The sequence below is a fragment of the Mycolicibacterium monacense genome, assembly GCF_010731575.1.
In the GTDB taxonomy this organism is placed as follows: Bacteria; Actinomycetota; Actinomycetes; order Mycobacteriales; family Mycobacteriaceae; genus Mycobacterium; species Mycobacterium monacense.
This window is the reverse complement of record NZ_AP022617.1, coordinates 3,060,481-3,074,397: the sequence shown is the minus strand read 5'-3', so window position 1 is coordinate 3,074,397 and position 13,917 is coordinate 3,060,481. Positions and strand designations below refer to the sequence as shown.

13 protein-coding genes and 1 tRNA gene are annotated in these 13,917 nt (G+C 67.6%); 11 read left to right on the top strand and 3 right to left on the bottom strand.

All coding sequences use genetic code 11. The annotated features are described in order from the left end of the window. The first annotated feature begins 31 nt into the window (after positions 1-31). The 4 genes from pgm (at position 32) to G6N49_RS14730 (ending at position 5,544) form a co-directional block, all read left to right on the top strand. Complete coding sequence (gene pgm, locus G6N49_RS14745; RefSeq protein ID WP_083045184.1) at positions 32-1,666, top strand: phosphoglucomutase (alpha-D-glucose-1,6-bisphosphate-dependent); 1,635 nt, start codon at positions 32-34, stop codon at positions 1,664-1,666. A gap of 13 nt (positions 1,667-1,679) precedes the next feature. Continuing rightward, on the top strand, positions 1,680-2,951 hold the full coding sequence (locus G6N49_RS14740) for an MFS transporter (protein ID WP_083045183.1): 1,272 nt from the start codon (positions 1,680-1,682) through the stop codon (positions 2,949-2,951). A gap of 55 nt (positions 2,952-3,006) precedes the next feature. Next, a tRNA-Ala gene (locus tag G6N49_RS14735) sits at positions 3,007-3,079 on the top strand. Between the two features lie 134 nt (positions 3,080-3,213). Next, positions 3,214-5,544, top strand: a complete 2,331-nt coding sequence (locus tag G6N49_RS14730) for an arylsulfatase (RefSeq protein ID WP_235679520.1) — start codon at positions 3,214-3,216, stop codon at positions 5,542-5,544. Positions 5,545-5,565: 21 nt separating this feature from the next. Here G6N49_RS14730 and G6N49_RS14725 read toward each other — a convergent pair whose 3' ends face one another. Further along, positions 5,566-5,997, bottom strand: coding sequence for a TIGR03618 family F420-dependent PPOX class oxidoreductase (locus G6N49_RS14725; protein ID WP_083045182.1), 432 nt, complete (start codon positions 5,995-5,997; stop codon positions 5,566-5,568). A gap of 72 nt (positions 5,998-6,069) precedes the next feature. Continuing rightward, positions 6,070-7,278, bottom strand: coding sequence for an LLM class flavin-dependent oxidoreductase (locus G6N49_RS14720; RefSeq protein ID WP_083045181.1), 1,209 nt, complete (start codon positions 7,276-7,278; stop codon positions 6,070-6,072). A gap of 240 nt (positions 7,279-7,518) precedes the next feature. On the opposite strand from G6N49_RS14720, the gene G6N49_RS14715 reads away from it, so the two are divergent. The 3 genes from G6N49_RS14715 (at position 7,519) to G6N49_RS14705 (ending at position 9,435) form a co-directional block, all read left to right on the top strand. Further along, positions 7,519-7,677: a hypothetical protein gene (locus tag G6N49_RS14715; RefSeq protein WP_163647415.1), complete on the top strand. Its 159-nt coding sequence runs from the start codon at positions 7,519-7,521 to the stop codon at positions 7,675-7,677. Next, positions 7,665-9,062, top strand: coding sequence for a phenylacetate--CoA ligase family protein (locus G6N49_RS14710; RefSeq protein ID WP_083045180.1), 1,398 nt, complete (start codon positions 7,665-7,667; stop codon positions 9,060-9,062). The genes G6N49_RS14715 and G6N49_RS14710 overlap by 13 nt, the downstream gene beginning before the upstream one ends. 73 nt (positions 9,063-9,135) lie before the next feature. Beyond that, positions 9,136-9,435: a hypothetical protein gene (locus G6N49_RS14705; RefSeq protein ID WP_235679519.1), complete on the top strand. Its 300-nt coding sequence runs from the start codon at positions 9,136-9,138 to the stop codon at positions 9,433-9,435. 1 nt (position 9,436) lies between these two features. Here the strand turns inward: G6N49_RS14705 and G6N49_RS14700 are convergent, their stop codons facing one another. Further along, positions 9,437-9,610 (bottom strand): helix-turn-helix transcriptional regulator, encoded by a 174-nt coding sequence (locus G6N49_RS14700; protein WP_234786923.1) that lies wholly within the window; start codon positions 9,608-9,610, stop codon positions 9,437-9,439. A 274-nt stretch (positions 9,611-9,884) separates the two neighbouring features. Here G6N49_RS14700 and G6N49_RS14695 point away from each other — a divergent pair, with 274 nt between their 5' ends. From G6N49_RS14695 to G6N49_RS14680, 4 genes are all read left to right on the top strand, one after another. Continuing rightward, positions 9,885-10,667: a PE-PPE domain-containing protein gene (locus tag G6N49_RS14695; RefSeq protein ID WP_235679518.1), complete on the top strand. Its 783-nt coding sequence runs from the start codon at positions 9,885-9,887 to the stop codon at positions 10,665-10,667. 69 nt (positions 10,668-10,736) lie between these two features. Next, positions 10,737-11,117, top strand: a complete 381-nt coding sequence (locus G6N49_RS14690) for a helix-turn-helix transcriptional regulator (protein ID WP_407665056.1) — start codon at positions 10,737-10,739, stop codon at positions 11,115-11,117. 4 nt (positions 11,118-11,121) lie between these two features. Beyond that, positions 11,122-11,532 carry a VOC family protein gene (locus tag G6N49_RS14685; protein ID WP_064915761.1) on the top strand — a complete coding sequence of 137 codons (411 nt, stop codon included), beginning with the start codon at positions 11,122-11,124 and terminating at the stop codon, positions 11,530-11,532. Positions 11,533-11,535: 3 nt separating this feature from the next. Further along, complete coding sequence (locus G6N49_RS14680) at positions 11,536-13,917, top strand: ATP-binding cassette domain-containing protein (protein WP_083045177.1); 2,382 nt, start codon at positions 11,536-11,538, stop codon at positions 13,915-13,917.

Below are 13,917 nucleotides of genomic sequence, written 5' to 3'. Positions count from 1 at the left end.
GCCACGTCACCGAAAGGGCAGAATCAGGACCATGGCGGCCAACCCCCGCGCCGGGCAGCCGGCGCAACCCGAAGACCTCATCGACGTCGCGCAGGTCGTGACGGCCTACTACGCCGTGCAGCCCGATCCGGAGGACGTCGCCCAGCAGGTGACGTTCGGCACGTCCGGGCACCGCGGTTCGAGCCTGGACGCGGCGTTCAACGAAGCGCACATCCTGGCGACCACGCAGGCGATCGTCGAGTACCGCGCGGCGCAGGGCACGACCGGCCCGCTGTTCATCGGCCGCGACACCCACGCGCTCTCGGAACCGGCGTGGACCTCGGCGCTCGAGGTGTTGGCCGCCAATGATGTTGTGGCGATGGTCGATTCGGCCGGCCGCTACACGCCGACCCCCGCGGTCAGCCACGCCATCCTGGCCTTCAACCGGGGCCGGGAGGCCGATCTCGCCGACGGCATCGTCGTCACCCCGAGTCACAATCCGCCGCGCGACGGGGGCTTCAAGTACAACCCGCCCAACGGCGGGCCCGCCGACACCGACGCCACCGGCGCGATCGCCAGACGGGCGAACGAGATCCTGCGCAACGGGCTGCGCGACGTGAAGCGGGTGCCGCTCGCGCGGGCCCTGCAGACCGCGCAGCGCCACGACTACCTCGATGCCTACATCGCGGACCTGCCCAACGTGGTCAACCTGCACGCGATCCGCGCCGAGGGGGTGCGCATCGGCGCCGATCCCCTCGGCGGCGCCAGCGTCGACTACTGGGGCGCGATCGCAGAACGCCACGATCTCGACCTCACCGTGGTCAACCCACTGGTGGACGCGACGTGGCGGTTCATGACCCTCGACGGGGACGGCAAGATCCGCATGGACTGCAGTTCGCCGAATGCGATGGCCTCCCTGATCGGAAAGATCGGCGACTATCAGATCGCCACCGGTAACGACGCCGACTCCGACCGGCACGGCATCGTCACCCCCGACGGCGGGCTGATGAACCCCAACCACTACCTCGCGGTGGCGATCGACTATCTGTTCACCCACCGGCCCGACTGGCCGTCGGCGACGGCGGTGGGCAAGACCGCCGTGAGCTCGTCGATCATCGACCGCGTGGTCGAGGGTCTGGGCCGCACCCTGCGGGAGGTGCCGGTCGGGTTCAAGTGGTTCGTCGACGGGCTGATCGGCGGGACAATCGGATTCGGCGGTGAGGAGAGCGCGGGGGCGTCGTTCCTGCGCACCGACGGCACCGTGTGGACGACGGACAAGGACGGCATCATCCTGGCGCTGCTGGCCTCGGAGATCCTCGCGGTGACGGGGTCGACGCCGTCGCAGCGGTACGGCGAGCTCGCCGAGAAGTACGGCGCGCCGACCTATGCGCGCATCGATGCGCCGGCCGACCGCGAGCAGAAGGCGCGGCTGGCCAAACTCTCACCCGAGCAGGTCACCGCCACCGAGCTGGCCGGCGAGCCGATCACCGCGAAACTGACGGCCGCGCCGGGTAACAACGCGCCGCTGGGCGGGCTGAAGGTGACCACCGAGAACGCATGGTTCGCCGCGCGCCCGTCGGGCACCGAGGACGTGTACAAGATCTACGCGGAGTCCTTCAAGGGGCCCGAGCACCTCGCCGAGGTGCAGGAGGCCGCCCGCGAAGTGGTGGCGGCGGTCATCTCATGAGGTCGGTCATCGCGTGAGTTCACGGACGGAGGGCGACTGTCCGGCGAAAACGACGAAGCAGCGGTTGCCCCGCGAAGTCTGGGTGCTCGTCGTCGCCAACGTCGTCGTCGCGCTCGGCTACGGCGTGGTGGCCCCGGTGCTGCCGCAGTACGCCCGGCACTTCGGGGTCAGTATCAGCGCGGCGACGTTCGTCATCACCGCCTTCGCGGTGATGCGCCTGGTCGGGGCGCCGGCGGCCGGGCTGTTCGTTCAGCGGCTGGGGGAGCGGCGGGTCTACGTCAGTGGCCTGATCATCGTGGCGTTGTCGACCGCGGCGTGCGCATTCGCCGAAACCTATTGGCAACTCCTGCTGTTCCGATCGCTGGGCGGCGTCGGGTCCGCGATGTTCACCGTCTCGTCGCTGGGGCTGATGATCCGGATCTCGCCCCCCGATGCGCGGGGCCGCGTCGCGGGGCTGTTCTCGTCGGGCTTCATGATCGGCTCGGTGGGCGGTCCGATACTCGGAAGTCTCACCGCCGGGCTGGGGTTGTCGGCGCCGTTCGTCATCTATGGGGCGGCGCTGTTGGTGGCCGCGGCGGTGGTGTTCATCAGCCTGCGCAACTCCGCCGTGGTCGGCCGGGCCGACGAAGCGGTCGAAACTCCGGTGCCGTTCCGGGCGGTGATCCGGCACCGGGCCTACCAGGCGGCGCTGTTCTCCAATTTCGCGACGGGGTGGGCGTCGTTCGGCCTGCGGATCGCGCTGGTGCCGCTGTTCGTCGTGGAGGTGCTGGGCCGCGGGCCCGGCGCGGCCGGTCTGGCGCTCACGGCGTTTGCGGTCGGCAACATTTCTGTCGTCATACCCAGCGGGTACCTGTCGGACCGTCTCGGCCGGCGCAAACTGCTGATCTTCGGGCTGGCGTTGGCGGCGGTGTCGACCGCGCTGGTGGGTTTCACGACGTCGATGCCGGTGTTCCTGGCCGCCGCCTACGTGGCCGGCGCGGCCACCGGGGTGTTCGTCTCACCGCAGCAGGCCGCGGTGGCCGACGTGGTGGGCAACAAGTCGCGGGGCGGGACCGCGGTCGCGACCTTCCAGATGATGGCCGACTTCGGCTCGATCGGCGGTTCGCTGCTGGTCGGCCTGATCGCCCAGTACACCTCGTTCGGGTGGGCGTTCCTGATCAGCGGTGTCATCCTCGGTGTGGCGGCGGTGGGCTGGATCTTCGCGCCCGAGACCAGGCCCCGCTCGTCCACCGAGCACACCGGTGCCCGACCGCTGGGACCGGAGGCCGGTGGCGAAGTGCCGTGACCAGCGATTTTGAGCGGCCACCCCTCGTGGTGTAACTTCGGTGGGCACGACTTACGGGGCTATGGCGCAGCTGGTAGCGCACCACACTGGCAGTGTGGGGGTCAGGGGTTCGAGTCCCCTTAGCTCCACCCAAAGAAACCCGCTCCGGCCGTCGGCCGGGGCGGGTTTTCTCGTCGCCCTGCTCGGGTCAAACCGCGAAAGAAGTGCCCACCGTCACCCTAGGGTTACCAGGCAGGTAAACCTCCGAGAGGACGGATCGGTCGTGGGTGCAGATGAGATCGTGTCCCCGAAACTGCCCGGCGGTGAGACGCTGCCCTTCGCGACGGTGCCCTCCGCGAGTGTCGCGGGCCGCACGCTGCAGGAATCCACGTACGCGCAGCGGGTGACCCCGCCGCGTCTGCACGGCGGCGCGCCCAACATCGTGATCGTCCTGATCGACGACGCCGGGCCGGGTCTGCCATCCACCTTCGGTGGCGAGGTCCGCACGTCGACCCTGGACCGCATCTGTGCCGAGGGCGTGTCCTACAACCGGTTCCACACCACGGCGATGTGTTCGCCGACCCGCGCGTCGCTGCTGACCGGACGCAATCACCACGAGATCGGCAACGGTCAGATCGCGGAGTTGGCCAACGACTGGGACGGATACGCGGGCAAGATCCCCCGCAGCAGCGCGACGCTGGCGGAAGTCCTCAAACAGTACGGATACGCCACCTCGGCCTTCGGCAAGTGGCACAACACCCCCGCCGAGGAGACGACGGCCGCGGGCCCGTTCGACAACTGGCCCACCGGACTGGGATTCGAGTACTTCTACGGGTTCCTGGCCGGCGAAGCCTCCCAGTACGAACCGCACCTCGTGCGCAACACCACGGTGGTGGCGCCGCCCAGGACCCCCGAAGAGGGTTATCACCTGTCCGAGGATCTCGCCGACGACGCGATCGGTTGGCTGCGGCGGCACAAGGCCTTCCGTGCCGACAAACCGTTCTTCATGTACTGGGCCAGCGGCTGCCTGCACGGCCCGCACCACGTCATGAAGGAGTGGGCGGACAGGTATGCGGGCCGGTTCGACGACGGCTGGGACGCCTATCGGCAACGGGCGTTCGAGCGGGCCAAGGACAAGGGGTGGATTCCGCAGGACTGCGAACTCACCGAGCGGGACGAAACGCGGGCCTCCTGGGACAGCATCCCCGAGGACGAGAAGCCCTTCCAACGCCGTCTGATGGAGGTCGCCGCGGGTTACGCCGAGCACGTCGACGTCCAGGTCGGCCGACTCGTCGACGAACTCGACGATCTCGGCTACGGCGACAACACCCTGTTCTTCTACATCTGGGGTGACAACGGCTCGTCGGGTGAAGGGCAGAACGGCACGATCGCCGAACTGTTGGCGCAGAACGGGATTCCCACGACGGTGCGGCAACACATCGACGCCCTCGACGAGCTCGGTGGCCTGGATGTGCTGGGCTCACCGCTGGTGGACAACCAGTACCACGCCGCGTGGGCCTGGGCGGGCAGCACGCCGTACAAGGGCATGAAACTGCTGGCCTCCCACCTCGGCGGCACCCGTAATCCGTTGGCGGTCAGGTGGCCCGGCAAGATCGTGCCCGACGCCGCACCGCGCGAGGTCTTCCTGCACTGCAACGACGTGGTGCCCACCATCTACGACATCCTCGGCATCCAGCCGCCGCGCATCGTCAACGGCGAGCCGCAGATACCGCTGGCCGGGGCGAGTTTTGCCCGCACCCTCGTCGACAGATCTGCCGACGGAGGAAAGAAGACCCAGTACTTCGAGATCATGGGCAGCCGGGCCATCTATCACGACGGGTGGCTGGCCTCCGCGCGCGGACCGCGGCTTCCGTGGGTGCCCGGCCAGCCCCAGGGGATCGACACCTGGACCCCGGACGACGACACGTGGGAGCTCTACCTCCTCGACGAGGACTGGTCGCAGGCCCGCGATCTCGCCGCGGAACACCCCGAGAAACTGACCCAGATGCGCGAGATGTTCGCCATCGAAGCCGCGCGGAACTCGGTACTGCCCGTCGGTGGTGGCCTGTGGGTGCCGGTCTACCACCCTGAATTGCGCATCGCGCCGCCGTACCGGGAGTGGGAGTTCTCGGGCGACACCGTGCGGATGCCCGAGTTCTGCGCTCCGGCCCTGGGAAACAGGGACAACGTCGTGACCATCGACGCCGAGTTGCCCGAGAACGCGAACGGTGTGCTGTACGCGCTCGGTGCCGCCGCCGGCGGACTGACCTGCTATCTCGACGGAGGTCACCTCTGCTACGAATACAACCTCTTCATCTTGATGCGCACGAAGATCCGCTCGGCGGCGAAGCTCCCGGCGGGCCGCGTCACCATCACCGTCGAGACCCGCTACGCCGAACAGCGGCCGGCCGGCCCGCTCGACATCGAGATGCGCGTCGGCGACGAGAAGGTCGCCGGCGCACGGGTGCCGGTCAGCGCTCCGCTGCTGTTCACCGCGAACGACTGCCTGGACATCGGGACCTGCCTGGGGTCGCCGGTATCCCTGGACTACCGCGAACGCGCTCCTTTCCCGTTCGAGGGACGTATCCACCGGGTGCACGTCGCCTACGTGTGATGGAGGCCGGCCGCCTGACATTCAACCGCGGCCGCTCGGCTGATCGTTGTTCTTCTGCGCGCCCCAACCGTGCACCCGGTCGACCTCGATCAGCGCGCTGATACGCGGCCGCTCCCGATCGGGGTACTGCTTGCCCTGATAGTGCCGCGACAGCGCGTCGATGTCGGTGAGGCCGTCGTCGTCGTACATCTCGGTGACGCGCCCGATGAGGGTGAGGTGGGTGTACCAATCGGTGTCATCGATGACCGTGAGCGACACGCGCGGCTCCTTGCGCATGTGCTCGAGACGTTTTCGGGCGACGTCCATGTTGACCAGCACGCGGCCGTCGTCGCGCAGCAGGTACCAGGTCGCGGCCGATACCGGTTGGCCGTCGCGCCGGACGGTGCTGATGACGGCGGGGTTGGGCTTCGACAACATCCTCTTGGCGTCGTCGGTCAGCTTTGGCGGTGTCATGTGAAGTGGATGCCCGAACCGCGACGGCCCAAGCGGCCGATAGTGAACCATCACAGCTTGAAGGACTGCCACTCACACCGACCGTCGGCCTTGCCGGACACTGCCTTCGCCTGATGCCGCGCTGGCATGAAGCGAGCGTGCGATCCGGCCAGTGGCCCAGAGTCCGTAGAGCGCGGCGCGTTTGGAGACCAGACCGGAGACGGGGGCGAGTATCACGTTCCGCATGCCCACCGCGCCGAATGCCCGCAGCCTGGCGACGACCTGCTCGGGGGTTCCCCACACCAGGGGTCCCTCGGCGATGAGGTCGTCCGGCACGGCGGCGATCGCCTCGTCCAACGTGGCACGGTCGTAGTCGCCCGGAATGAAATCGACCAGCGCGTTGAAGTGCTCCCCGAACGGGTGCACCGTCCCCGCCCGGCGCCACAGGTCGGCGGGGGCCATGAGACCCAGCGCCCGGATGGCCTTCGTCTCGAGCATGGCCCGGGCCTCGTCCTCGGTGCGGGCCACCACCATGAAGCGGTGTAGCGCGGGCGTGATGGACGCAGGGTCGCGCCCCGCATCGCCGGCCGCGGCTCGTACCGTCGCGAGCTTGTCCGCGTATTCCCGCGGCGAGACCACCGCGGTCGGATACCACCCGTCGCCGTAGCGACCGGTCAGCGCGAGCATGCGGGGACCGTGTCCGGCAATCCAGATCTCCGGTGCCCGACCCGGCGCGGGTTTGAGATCCATGACTGCCTGCTCGAGACGGAAGTGCTCACCGGAGAAATCGATCGGCCCGGACGTCGACATGCACAGCCGGATGATCTGCAGAGCTTCCTCCAGGCGGCCGACCGGCTGCGCGGGGTCGAGTCCGTAGGGGTCGATGTTCATCCGTTCGCCGGCTCCGATACCGAGGATCGGCGGCCGTTTGGTGAGGTGCGACAACGTCATCATCGCTTGGGCGATCAGCACGGGGTGGCGCCGGATCGGCTCGGTGACCCCGACACCGAGGCGCATCCTCCCGACCCGCGAGGCGAGGTATCCGATCAGCACCTGATAGTCGAAGAACTCGTGGGGGGTGGGACGTTGCGCGGCGAGCCAGGTGAAGTCCCGGTCCCAGATGGCAGTGGGGAAGAGGTTCTGGAAGTGGTCGATGAGCATCACCGAGTCCAGTCCCATCACCCGTGCCCCGAAGAGAAACGCGCGCGTCGCGCTCAACGGAGGTTGGGTGCCGAGTTGCAGACCGACCGAGATCCCCGAACCGGTCACGACGGCCTCGTTCGGCGGCAGCGCAGTCGACATGACCTACCTCCTCCACACCGTTGTCGAAGCAGTCAAGCCAGACCTCGGGGCGTCGAGCTAGTGCCCAAGGTCCCCGACCGAAGTTCGATGCGGTACCGGACCCCCATGTCATGCATCACCGATGACCTCGGCCATGCCCGCTAGGGCCATCGGTCCCTAGGGAGTGATCCGCAGTGACGCCGAGACTGGTGGCGCAAGGTGCTGGTCGCCTGCCCGGTGGCGCCCCTCACCCGAGATGTGATGAACGAGCGGGCTGTACCGGGTTGCCGCCGCAGCGGCGGGGGACTGTTCGTCGCTGCGCTCGACCGGGAGTTGAGGCGTCGCGGATTCGCCGTGCCCGCACTCGAGCACGACCTCGCCGCAGAGCTGAGCCGAGAGGGGCTGACGTGGACTCGTTGACCTATGCCGGCGTTGTGTGGGACGTGTGTCGAACGGCTCGCGAAGGGCAGGCCGGCATCACCCGGCGGCAGTTGCAGCGCCTGCGCGAGATCGTCGCCTACGCACGCGCGGGCTCCACTCACTACCGCCGCATCTATCGCGGTGTACCGGAGGACGTCTCCACGGTCGGTCAACTCCCGGTGGTCACCAAGGCCGAGCTCATGAGCCACTTCGACGAATGGGTGACCGACCCGTCGGCGACCCGAGCAGGAGTCGATGCCTTCCTCGCCGATCCGGACAACGTCGGGCGCGACTTCCTGGGCCGCTATGTGGTCTGTACGACTTCAGGGGCGACGGGCAGTCCCGCGATCCTCTTGCACGATCACAGCGCATTGGCCGTCTACAACGCGGTCGGATACGCCCGATCGCTGCCGACGGTGCTGCTGTCTCCGCGGAAAGTGTGGCAACTGTTGCGCGGGCGCGGCCACCTGGCAGCGGTCTTCGTGACGGGAGGGCATTTTCTCGGCAACACCATGATGGCCCGACGCGTTCGTAGAATCCCGTGGCGCGCCAGAACGCAACGGATCTTCTCGGCCATGGCCCCGATGGACGAACTGGTGGCGGAGCTCAACGCCTTCCGGCCCGTGATGCTGAGCGGATATCCCAGCGCTCTGGTGGCGCTGGCCCACCAGCAGCAAGCCGGCCGGTTGCACATCCGACCCATGCTGGTCAGCGCCGCAGGAGAAACGTTGTCCGCCGCGAACCGCCGGCTGATCGGAGCGGCTTTCGGTTGTCGGGTGAGTAATTACTACGGATCCTCCGAAGCCGTCGGCCTGACGTTCGAATGCGCCGCGCAGCGGCTTCACGTCAACTCCGATTGGTACATCGTCGAACCCGTCGACGCGAGCAATCGCCCTGTGCCGGCCGGTCAGTTCTCCGACGGCGTGCTGATCACGAACCTCGCCAACAGAATCCAACCGCTCATCCGGTACCAAATGAGTGACCGGGTCGCGATCGACCCGCACCCGTGCGGATGCGGGAGCCCGTTTCCGGCGATGGACGTGATCGGCCGCACGGATGACACTCTCGTCTTTCCCAAACGGGCAGGCGGGAGCGTCCAGATCCTGCCGCTGGCCATCGCCACAGTGGCCGAGGAGAGCCCGGGAATCACCGCGTGTCAACTCATCCAGCGCGCCCCATCGACGCTCACAGTGCGCCTGCGCGTCGCGGAGCCCGACACCGAGCAGGCGGAATGGGACGCGCTGAGAGAACGTCTGGTTGCCTTCTTGTCCGCCCACGGAGCTACCGCGGTCAGGATCGAGAAGGCCGCCGAGCCACCCGCGCTGAATCCCCGCAGCGGCAAGTTCCGCCAGGTCTACTCCGAGGTCTCGCCGCTCGGCTGCTGACCGTCCGCGTGAAGATGGTCCCGCAGTGCCTCCTCCAGTCGTCACTCGCGCATCCTCACGAGACGATCGCGGCATGATCGGAGTCCACGGTCCCGAGATCGGTGTCCCGAAGGCGCTGGGTGGTCAGGTCTGCACGCCGATGGCGGATACTGGTCGCATGACAGCGAGATGGGATGTCGTGGTCGTGGCCCCCTTCGAGGAGGGCATCGAGCATCCCTCGGACGAGGATCTGCAGTCCACCACCATCGACGGCGCCGACGAGGCCGACGCCCGCCAGACCTACGTCGAGAAGCTGCAGGCCGTGGGCAATCAGCGTCATACCGCTGTTCAGCTCCGGTGCGACGGCCGCATCGTCGAGCAGTGGCCGAGCTAGGTCACTTCGCGCGGCGCCGCGAGGCCACCCATCGGTCGACGGTCTCCTTTGCCCACCCCTGATTGCGGCCGACGGTGACATCGGGTTCGGGGAAGTCGACGTAGCCCTTCACAGTCGCCAGGCTGACGCCGAGATACTCGGCGATCTCGCCCCGCGACATGAAATGCAGCACCACGAGGGGAGAGCCTACCCGACCCGATATGGTCATCCTTAAAGACGAAACCAGTTCTCTTTACTGCTGCAAATAGTTCCGTTGAACTGTATTTTTCTCTGCAAGAATAGGTTGCTGGGGCCACCCTTAAGGCGGTTAAAGTGCCGCCATGAAAGGCGCCCTTAAGGTTGCTACCGCCGCCACCTCGATAGCGATCACGACCGCTGTGCCTGCTGCGGCTGACACCACCTTGTACGTGGGCGGCACCGGTTGGCCCGGCACCCCGACGCAGTCACAGATGACCTGGTTGCAGAACGACGTCTACGCGGGACGCGACGACGCCCTCGTCGGCGTCGGCTACCCGGCCTCGCCGATCCTGATGAACGAATCGGTCGCCGTGGGCGCGGGGCGACTCGGCGAAGCGGTCGCCACCACGAAGGGGCCGAAGTCCCTCGTCGGCGTCTCCCAGGGGAGCCTGGTGTTGCACGAGCAGGAGCGGCGCATCATGGCGTTGCCCGAAGACCAGCGCCCGGCCGACGACGAATTGCGTTTCGTCTACATCGGCGACCCGGCCCGACCGTCCGGTGGAGTCGCCAACTGGGTGCCCGAAGGTGTCCGGGTTCCCGGGATCGGGCTCAGCCGCCCGGCGCCGCCGGCCGAAACCCCCTACGAAACCGTCTATGTCACACGCGAGTACGACGGCATCGCCGACTTCCCGGATCGTCCCCTGAACCTGCTCGCCACCGCGAACGCCGTCATGGGTGTCGCCTACCTCCACCCGAACTACGGCGTCGACCTGTCGGACGTACCCGAAGACAACATCACCGAGACGACGAACACCAAGGGCGGTAGGACCACCTCGTACCTCGTCCCGACGAAGGATCTGCCCCTGACGAAACCGTTGCGCCAGTTGGGCGTCGACCGCCGCATCGTCGACGAGGTCGACAAGCGTCTGCGGCCGGTCATCGACTCGGGCTACAAGCGCAACGACCCGAAGTCCGAATCGGGGGGCGACCACCCGACGACTTCCGCCGACGACGATGACCCAGGCAGCGACGCCGCCCCTGACCGCCCGTCGTAGGATCCGCGGGTGGCTCCCGATGAGCGCCGACTCGACGACCTGAAACGGTTGCGCAAGGTCCGCGACCGGATGGACCGCGACTACGCGAAACCCCTCGACGTCGAAGCGCTCGCACGCGGTGTCGACATGTCGCCCGGGCACCTCAGCCGCCAGTTCAAGCAGGCCTACGGCGAGTCGCCGTACAGCTACCTCATGACGCGGCGCATCGAGCGGGCGATGGCGTTGCTCCGGCGTGGCGACCTGAGCGTCACCGAAGTCTGCTTCGCCGTGGGTTGTTCGTCGCTGGGCACCTTCAGCACCCGTTTCACCGAACTCGTCGGGGTGCCGCCCAGCACCTACCGGCAGCAGCTCGCCGACGCGACGGCCGAACCCCCGTCCTGCGTGACGAAAGTGGTCACCCGACCGGTCAGGAATCAAGAAGCGCCGCCCGCTGCGCCCCATTTACGGTGAGTCCATGGACATCACGATTCACAACACCTTCCTTCCGCACGACAACCCCGAAGAGTCGCTCGCGTTCTACCGCGACGTCCTCGGCTTCGAGGTCCGCCTCGACGTCGGTGGCGGCACGATGCGCTGGATCACCGTCGGTCCACCCAATCAGCCCGGCACCTCGATCGTCCTGCACCCGCCGGCCGTCGACCCGGGTGTCACCGACGACGAACGCCGCCTCATCGCCGAGATGATGGCCAAGGGCACGTACGCGATGATCGTGCTCGCCACCAAGGACCTCGACGCCGCCTTCGAGCGGTTGCAGGCGCGCGACGCCGACATCGTCCAGGAACCGACCGTTCAGCCGTACGGTGTTCGTGACTGCGCTGTCCGCGACCCCGCGGGCACCATGATCCGCATCCAGGAGTTGCCCTGAACCATGGCGGGAAAGACGGGTAAGCACGCCGCCGACACCCACGACGTCATCCGCGTGGTCGGCGCGCGGGAGAACAACCTCAAGAACATCGACGTCGAACTGCCGAAACGGCGGCTGACCGTGTTCACCGGGGTGTCGGGATCGGGCAAGAGCTCGTTGGTGTTCGGCACCATCGCCGCGGAATCCCAACGTCTGATCAACGAGACCTACAGTGCGTTCCTGCAGGGTTTCATGCCGTCGATGTCGCGGCCGGACGTGGACGTCCTCGAAGGGCTGACGACGGCGATCATCGTCGACCAGGAACGGATGGGCGCCAACCCGCGCTCGACGGTCGGCACGGCGACCGACGCCCATGCCATGCTGCGGATCCTCTTCAGCCGCCTCGGTGAACCGCACATCGGTTCACCGCAGGCGTTCTCGTTCAACGTCGCCTCCGTCAGCGGGGCCGGCGCGGTGACGTTCGACAAGGGCGGCAGGACCGTCAAGGAGAGGCGCGAGTTCTCGATCACCGGCGGGATGTGTCCACGGTGCGAGGGCCGCGGGTCGGTGTCCGACATCGACCTCACCGCGCTCTACGACGACTCCAAATCCCTCAACGAGGGCGCGCTGACCATCCCCGGCTACAGCATGGAGGGTTGGTACGGTCGAATCTTCCGTGGCTGTGGGTATTTCGACCCCGACAAACCGATCCGCAAGTACACCAAGAAGGAACTCAACGACCTTCTGTACCGCGAGGCCACGAAGATCAAGGTCGACGGGGTCAACCTCACCTACGCCGGACTGATCCCCACGATCCAGAAATCGTTCCTGTCCAAGGACGTCGACGCGATGCAACCCCACATCCGCGTATTCGTCGAACGGGCGGTGACGTTCGCGACCTGCCCCGAGTGCGAGGGCACGCGCCTGACCGAACAGGCACGGTCGTCGAAGATCAAGGGCTGCAGCATCGCCGACGTGTGCGCGATGCAGATCAGCGACCTCGCCGAGTGGATCCGCGGGCTCGACGAAGCCTCCGTCCGTCCGCTGCTGGACGGTTTGGGCCACCTTCTGGATTCGTTCACCGAGATCGGCCTGGGCTACCTCTCGCTGGACCGTCCCGCGGGCACGCTGTCCGGGGGAGAAGCTCAGCGCACGAAGATGATCCGCCACCTCGGCTCGTCACTCACCGACGTCACCTACGTCTTCGACGAGCCCACCATCGGCCTGCATCCCCACGACATCGAGCGGATGAACACGCTGCTGCTGCGACTGCGGGACAAGGGCAACACGGTGCTCGTCGTCGAGCACAAACCCGAGACGATCGTCATCGCCGACCGCGTCGTGGACCTCGGACCCGGTGCGGGTACCGGCGGCGGCGAGGTGGTCTTCGAGGGCACCGTCGCCCAGCTCCGTCGCAGCGGCACGCTCACCGGACGTCACCTCGACGACCGGGCGGCCCTGAAGAAGTCTGTGCGCCAAGCACAAGACGCCCTGGAGATCCGCGGTGCCACGACGAACAACCTGCGCGACGTCGACGTCGACATCCCGCTCGGTGTCCTCACGGTGCTCACCGGGGTCGCGGGGTCGGGGAAGAGCTCGCTCATCGACGGTTCGGTGGCCGGCCGCGACGAGGTCGTCTCGATCGATCAGGGCGCGATCCGCGGTTCTCGGCGAAGCAACCCCGCCACCTATACCGGCCTGCTCGACCCCATCCGCAAGGCGTTCGCCAAGGCCAACGGCGTGAAGCCGGCGCTGTTCAGTTCCAACTCCGAAGGCGCCTGCCCGGCCTGCAAGGGCGCCGGTGTCATCTACACCGAACTCGGCGTCATGGCGGCCGTGGAGTCGCCGTGCGAGGAATGCGAGGGACGACGGTTCCAGGCATCGGTCCTCGAGTACACGCTCGGCGGCCGGAACATCGCCGACGTGCTCGAGATGTCGGTGGCGGACGCGCTCGGCTTCTTCGCGGACGGCGAGGCCGGGACCCCGGCCGCGCACAAGGTGCTCGACCGTCTCGCCGATGTGGGGCTCGGATACCTCAGCCTCGGTCAGCCGCTCACCACACTCTCCGGGGGCGAACGGCAGCGCCTGAAGCTGGCCACCCGGCTGGGGGACACCGGTGCCGACAAGAAGGACGTCTACGTACTCGACGAGCCGACCTCGGGTCTGCACCTCGCCGACGTCGAGCAGCTGCTCGCGCTGCTCGACCGGCTGGTCGACTCCGGCAAGTCGGTCATCGTGATCGAGCACCACCAGGCGGTGATGGCGCACGCGGACTGGATCATCGACCTCGGTCCCGGCGCCGGCCACGACGGGGGCCGGATCGTCTTCGAGGGACCTCCGGCAGACCTCGTGGCCAGCCGGGCGACCCTCACCGGTGAGCATCTCGCCGAGTACGTCGGCGGCTGA

Excerpts from the sequence above, each read along its gene's own strand:
- pgm (WP_083045184.1), top strand. The coding sequence starts at position 32 with ATGGCGGCCAACCCCCGCGCCGGGCAGCCGGCGCAACCCGAAGACCTC.
- G6N49_RS14725 (WP_083045182.1), bottom strand. The coding sequence starts at position 5,997 with ATGACACCGCCAAAGCTGACCGACGACGCCAAGAGGATGTTGTCGAAG.
- G6N49_RS14720 (WP_083045181.1), bottom strand. The coding sequence starts at position 7,278 with ATGTCGACTGCGCTGCCGCCGAACGAGGCCGTCGTGACCGGTTCGGGG.
- G6N49_RS14715 (WP_163647415.1), top strand. The coding sequence starts at position 7,519 with ATGAACGAGCGGGCTGTACCGGGTTGCCGCCGCAGCGGCGGGGGACTG.
- G6N49_RS14705 (WP_235679519.1), top strand. The coding sequence starts at position 9,136 with ATGATCGGAGTCCACGGTCCCGAGATCGGTGTCCCGAAGGCGCTGGGT.
- G6N49_RS14695 (WP_235679518.1), top strand. The coding sequence starts at position 9,885 with ATGACCTGGTTGCAGAACGACGTCTACGCGGGACGCGACGACGCCCTC.
- G6N49_RS14690 (WP_407665056.1), top strand. The coding sequence starts at position 10,737 with ATGGACCGCGACTACGCGAAACCCCTCGACGTCGAAGCGCTCGCACGC.
- G6N49_RS14685 (WP_064915761.1), top strand. The coding sequence starts at position 11,122 with ATGGACATCACGATTCACAACACCTTCCTTCCGCACGACAACCCCGAA.
- G6N49_RS14680 (WP_083045177.1), top strand. The coding sequence starts at position 11,536 with ATGGCGGGAAAGACGGGTAAGCACGCCGCCGACACCCACGACGTCATC.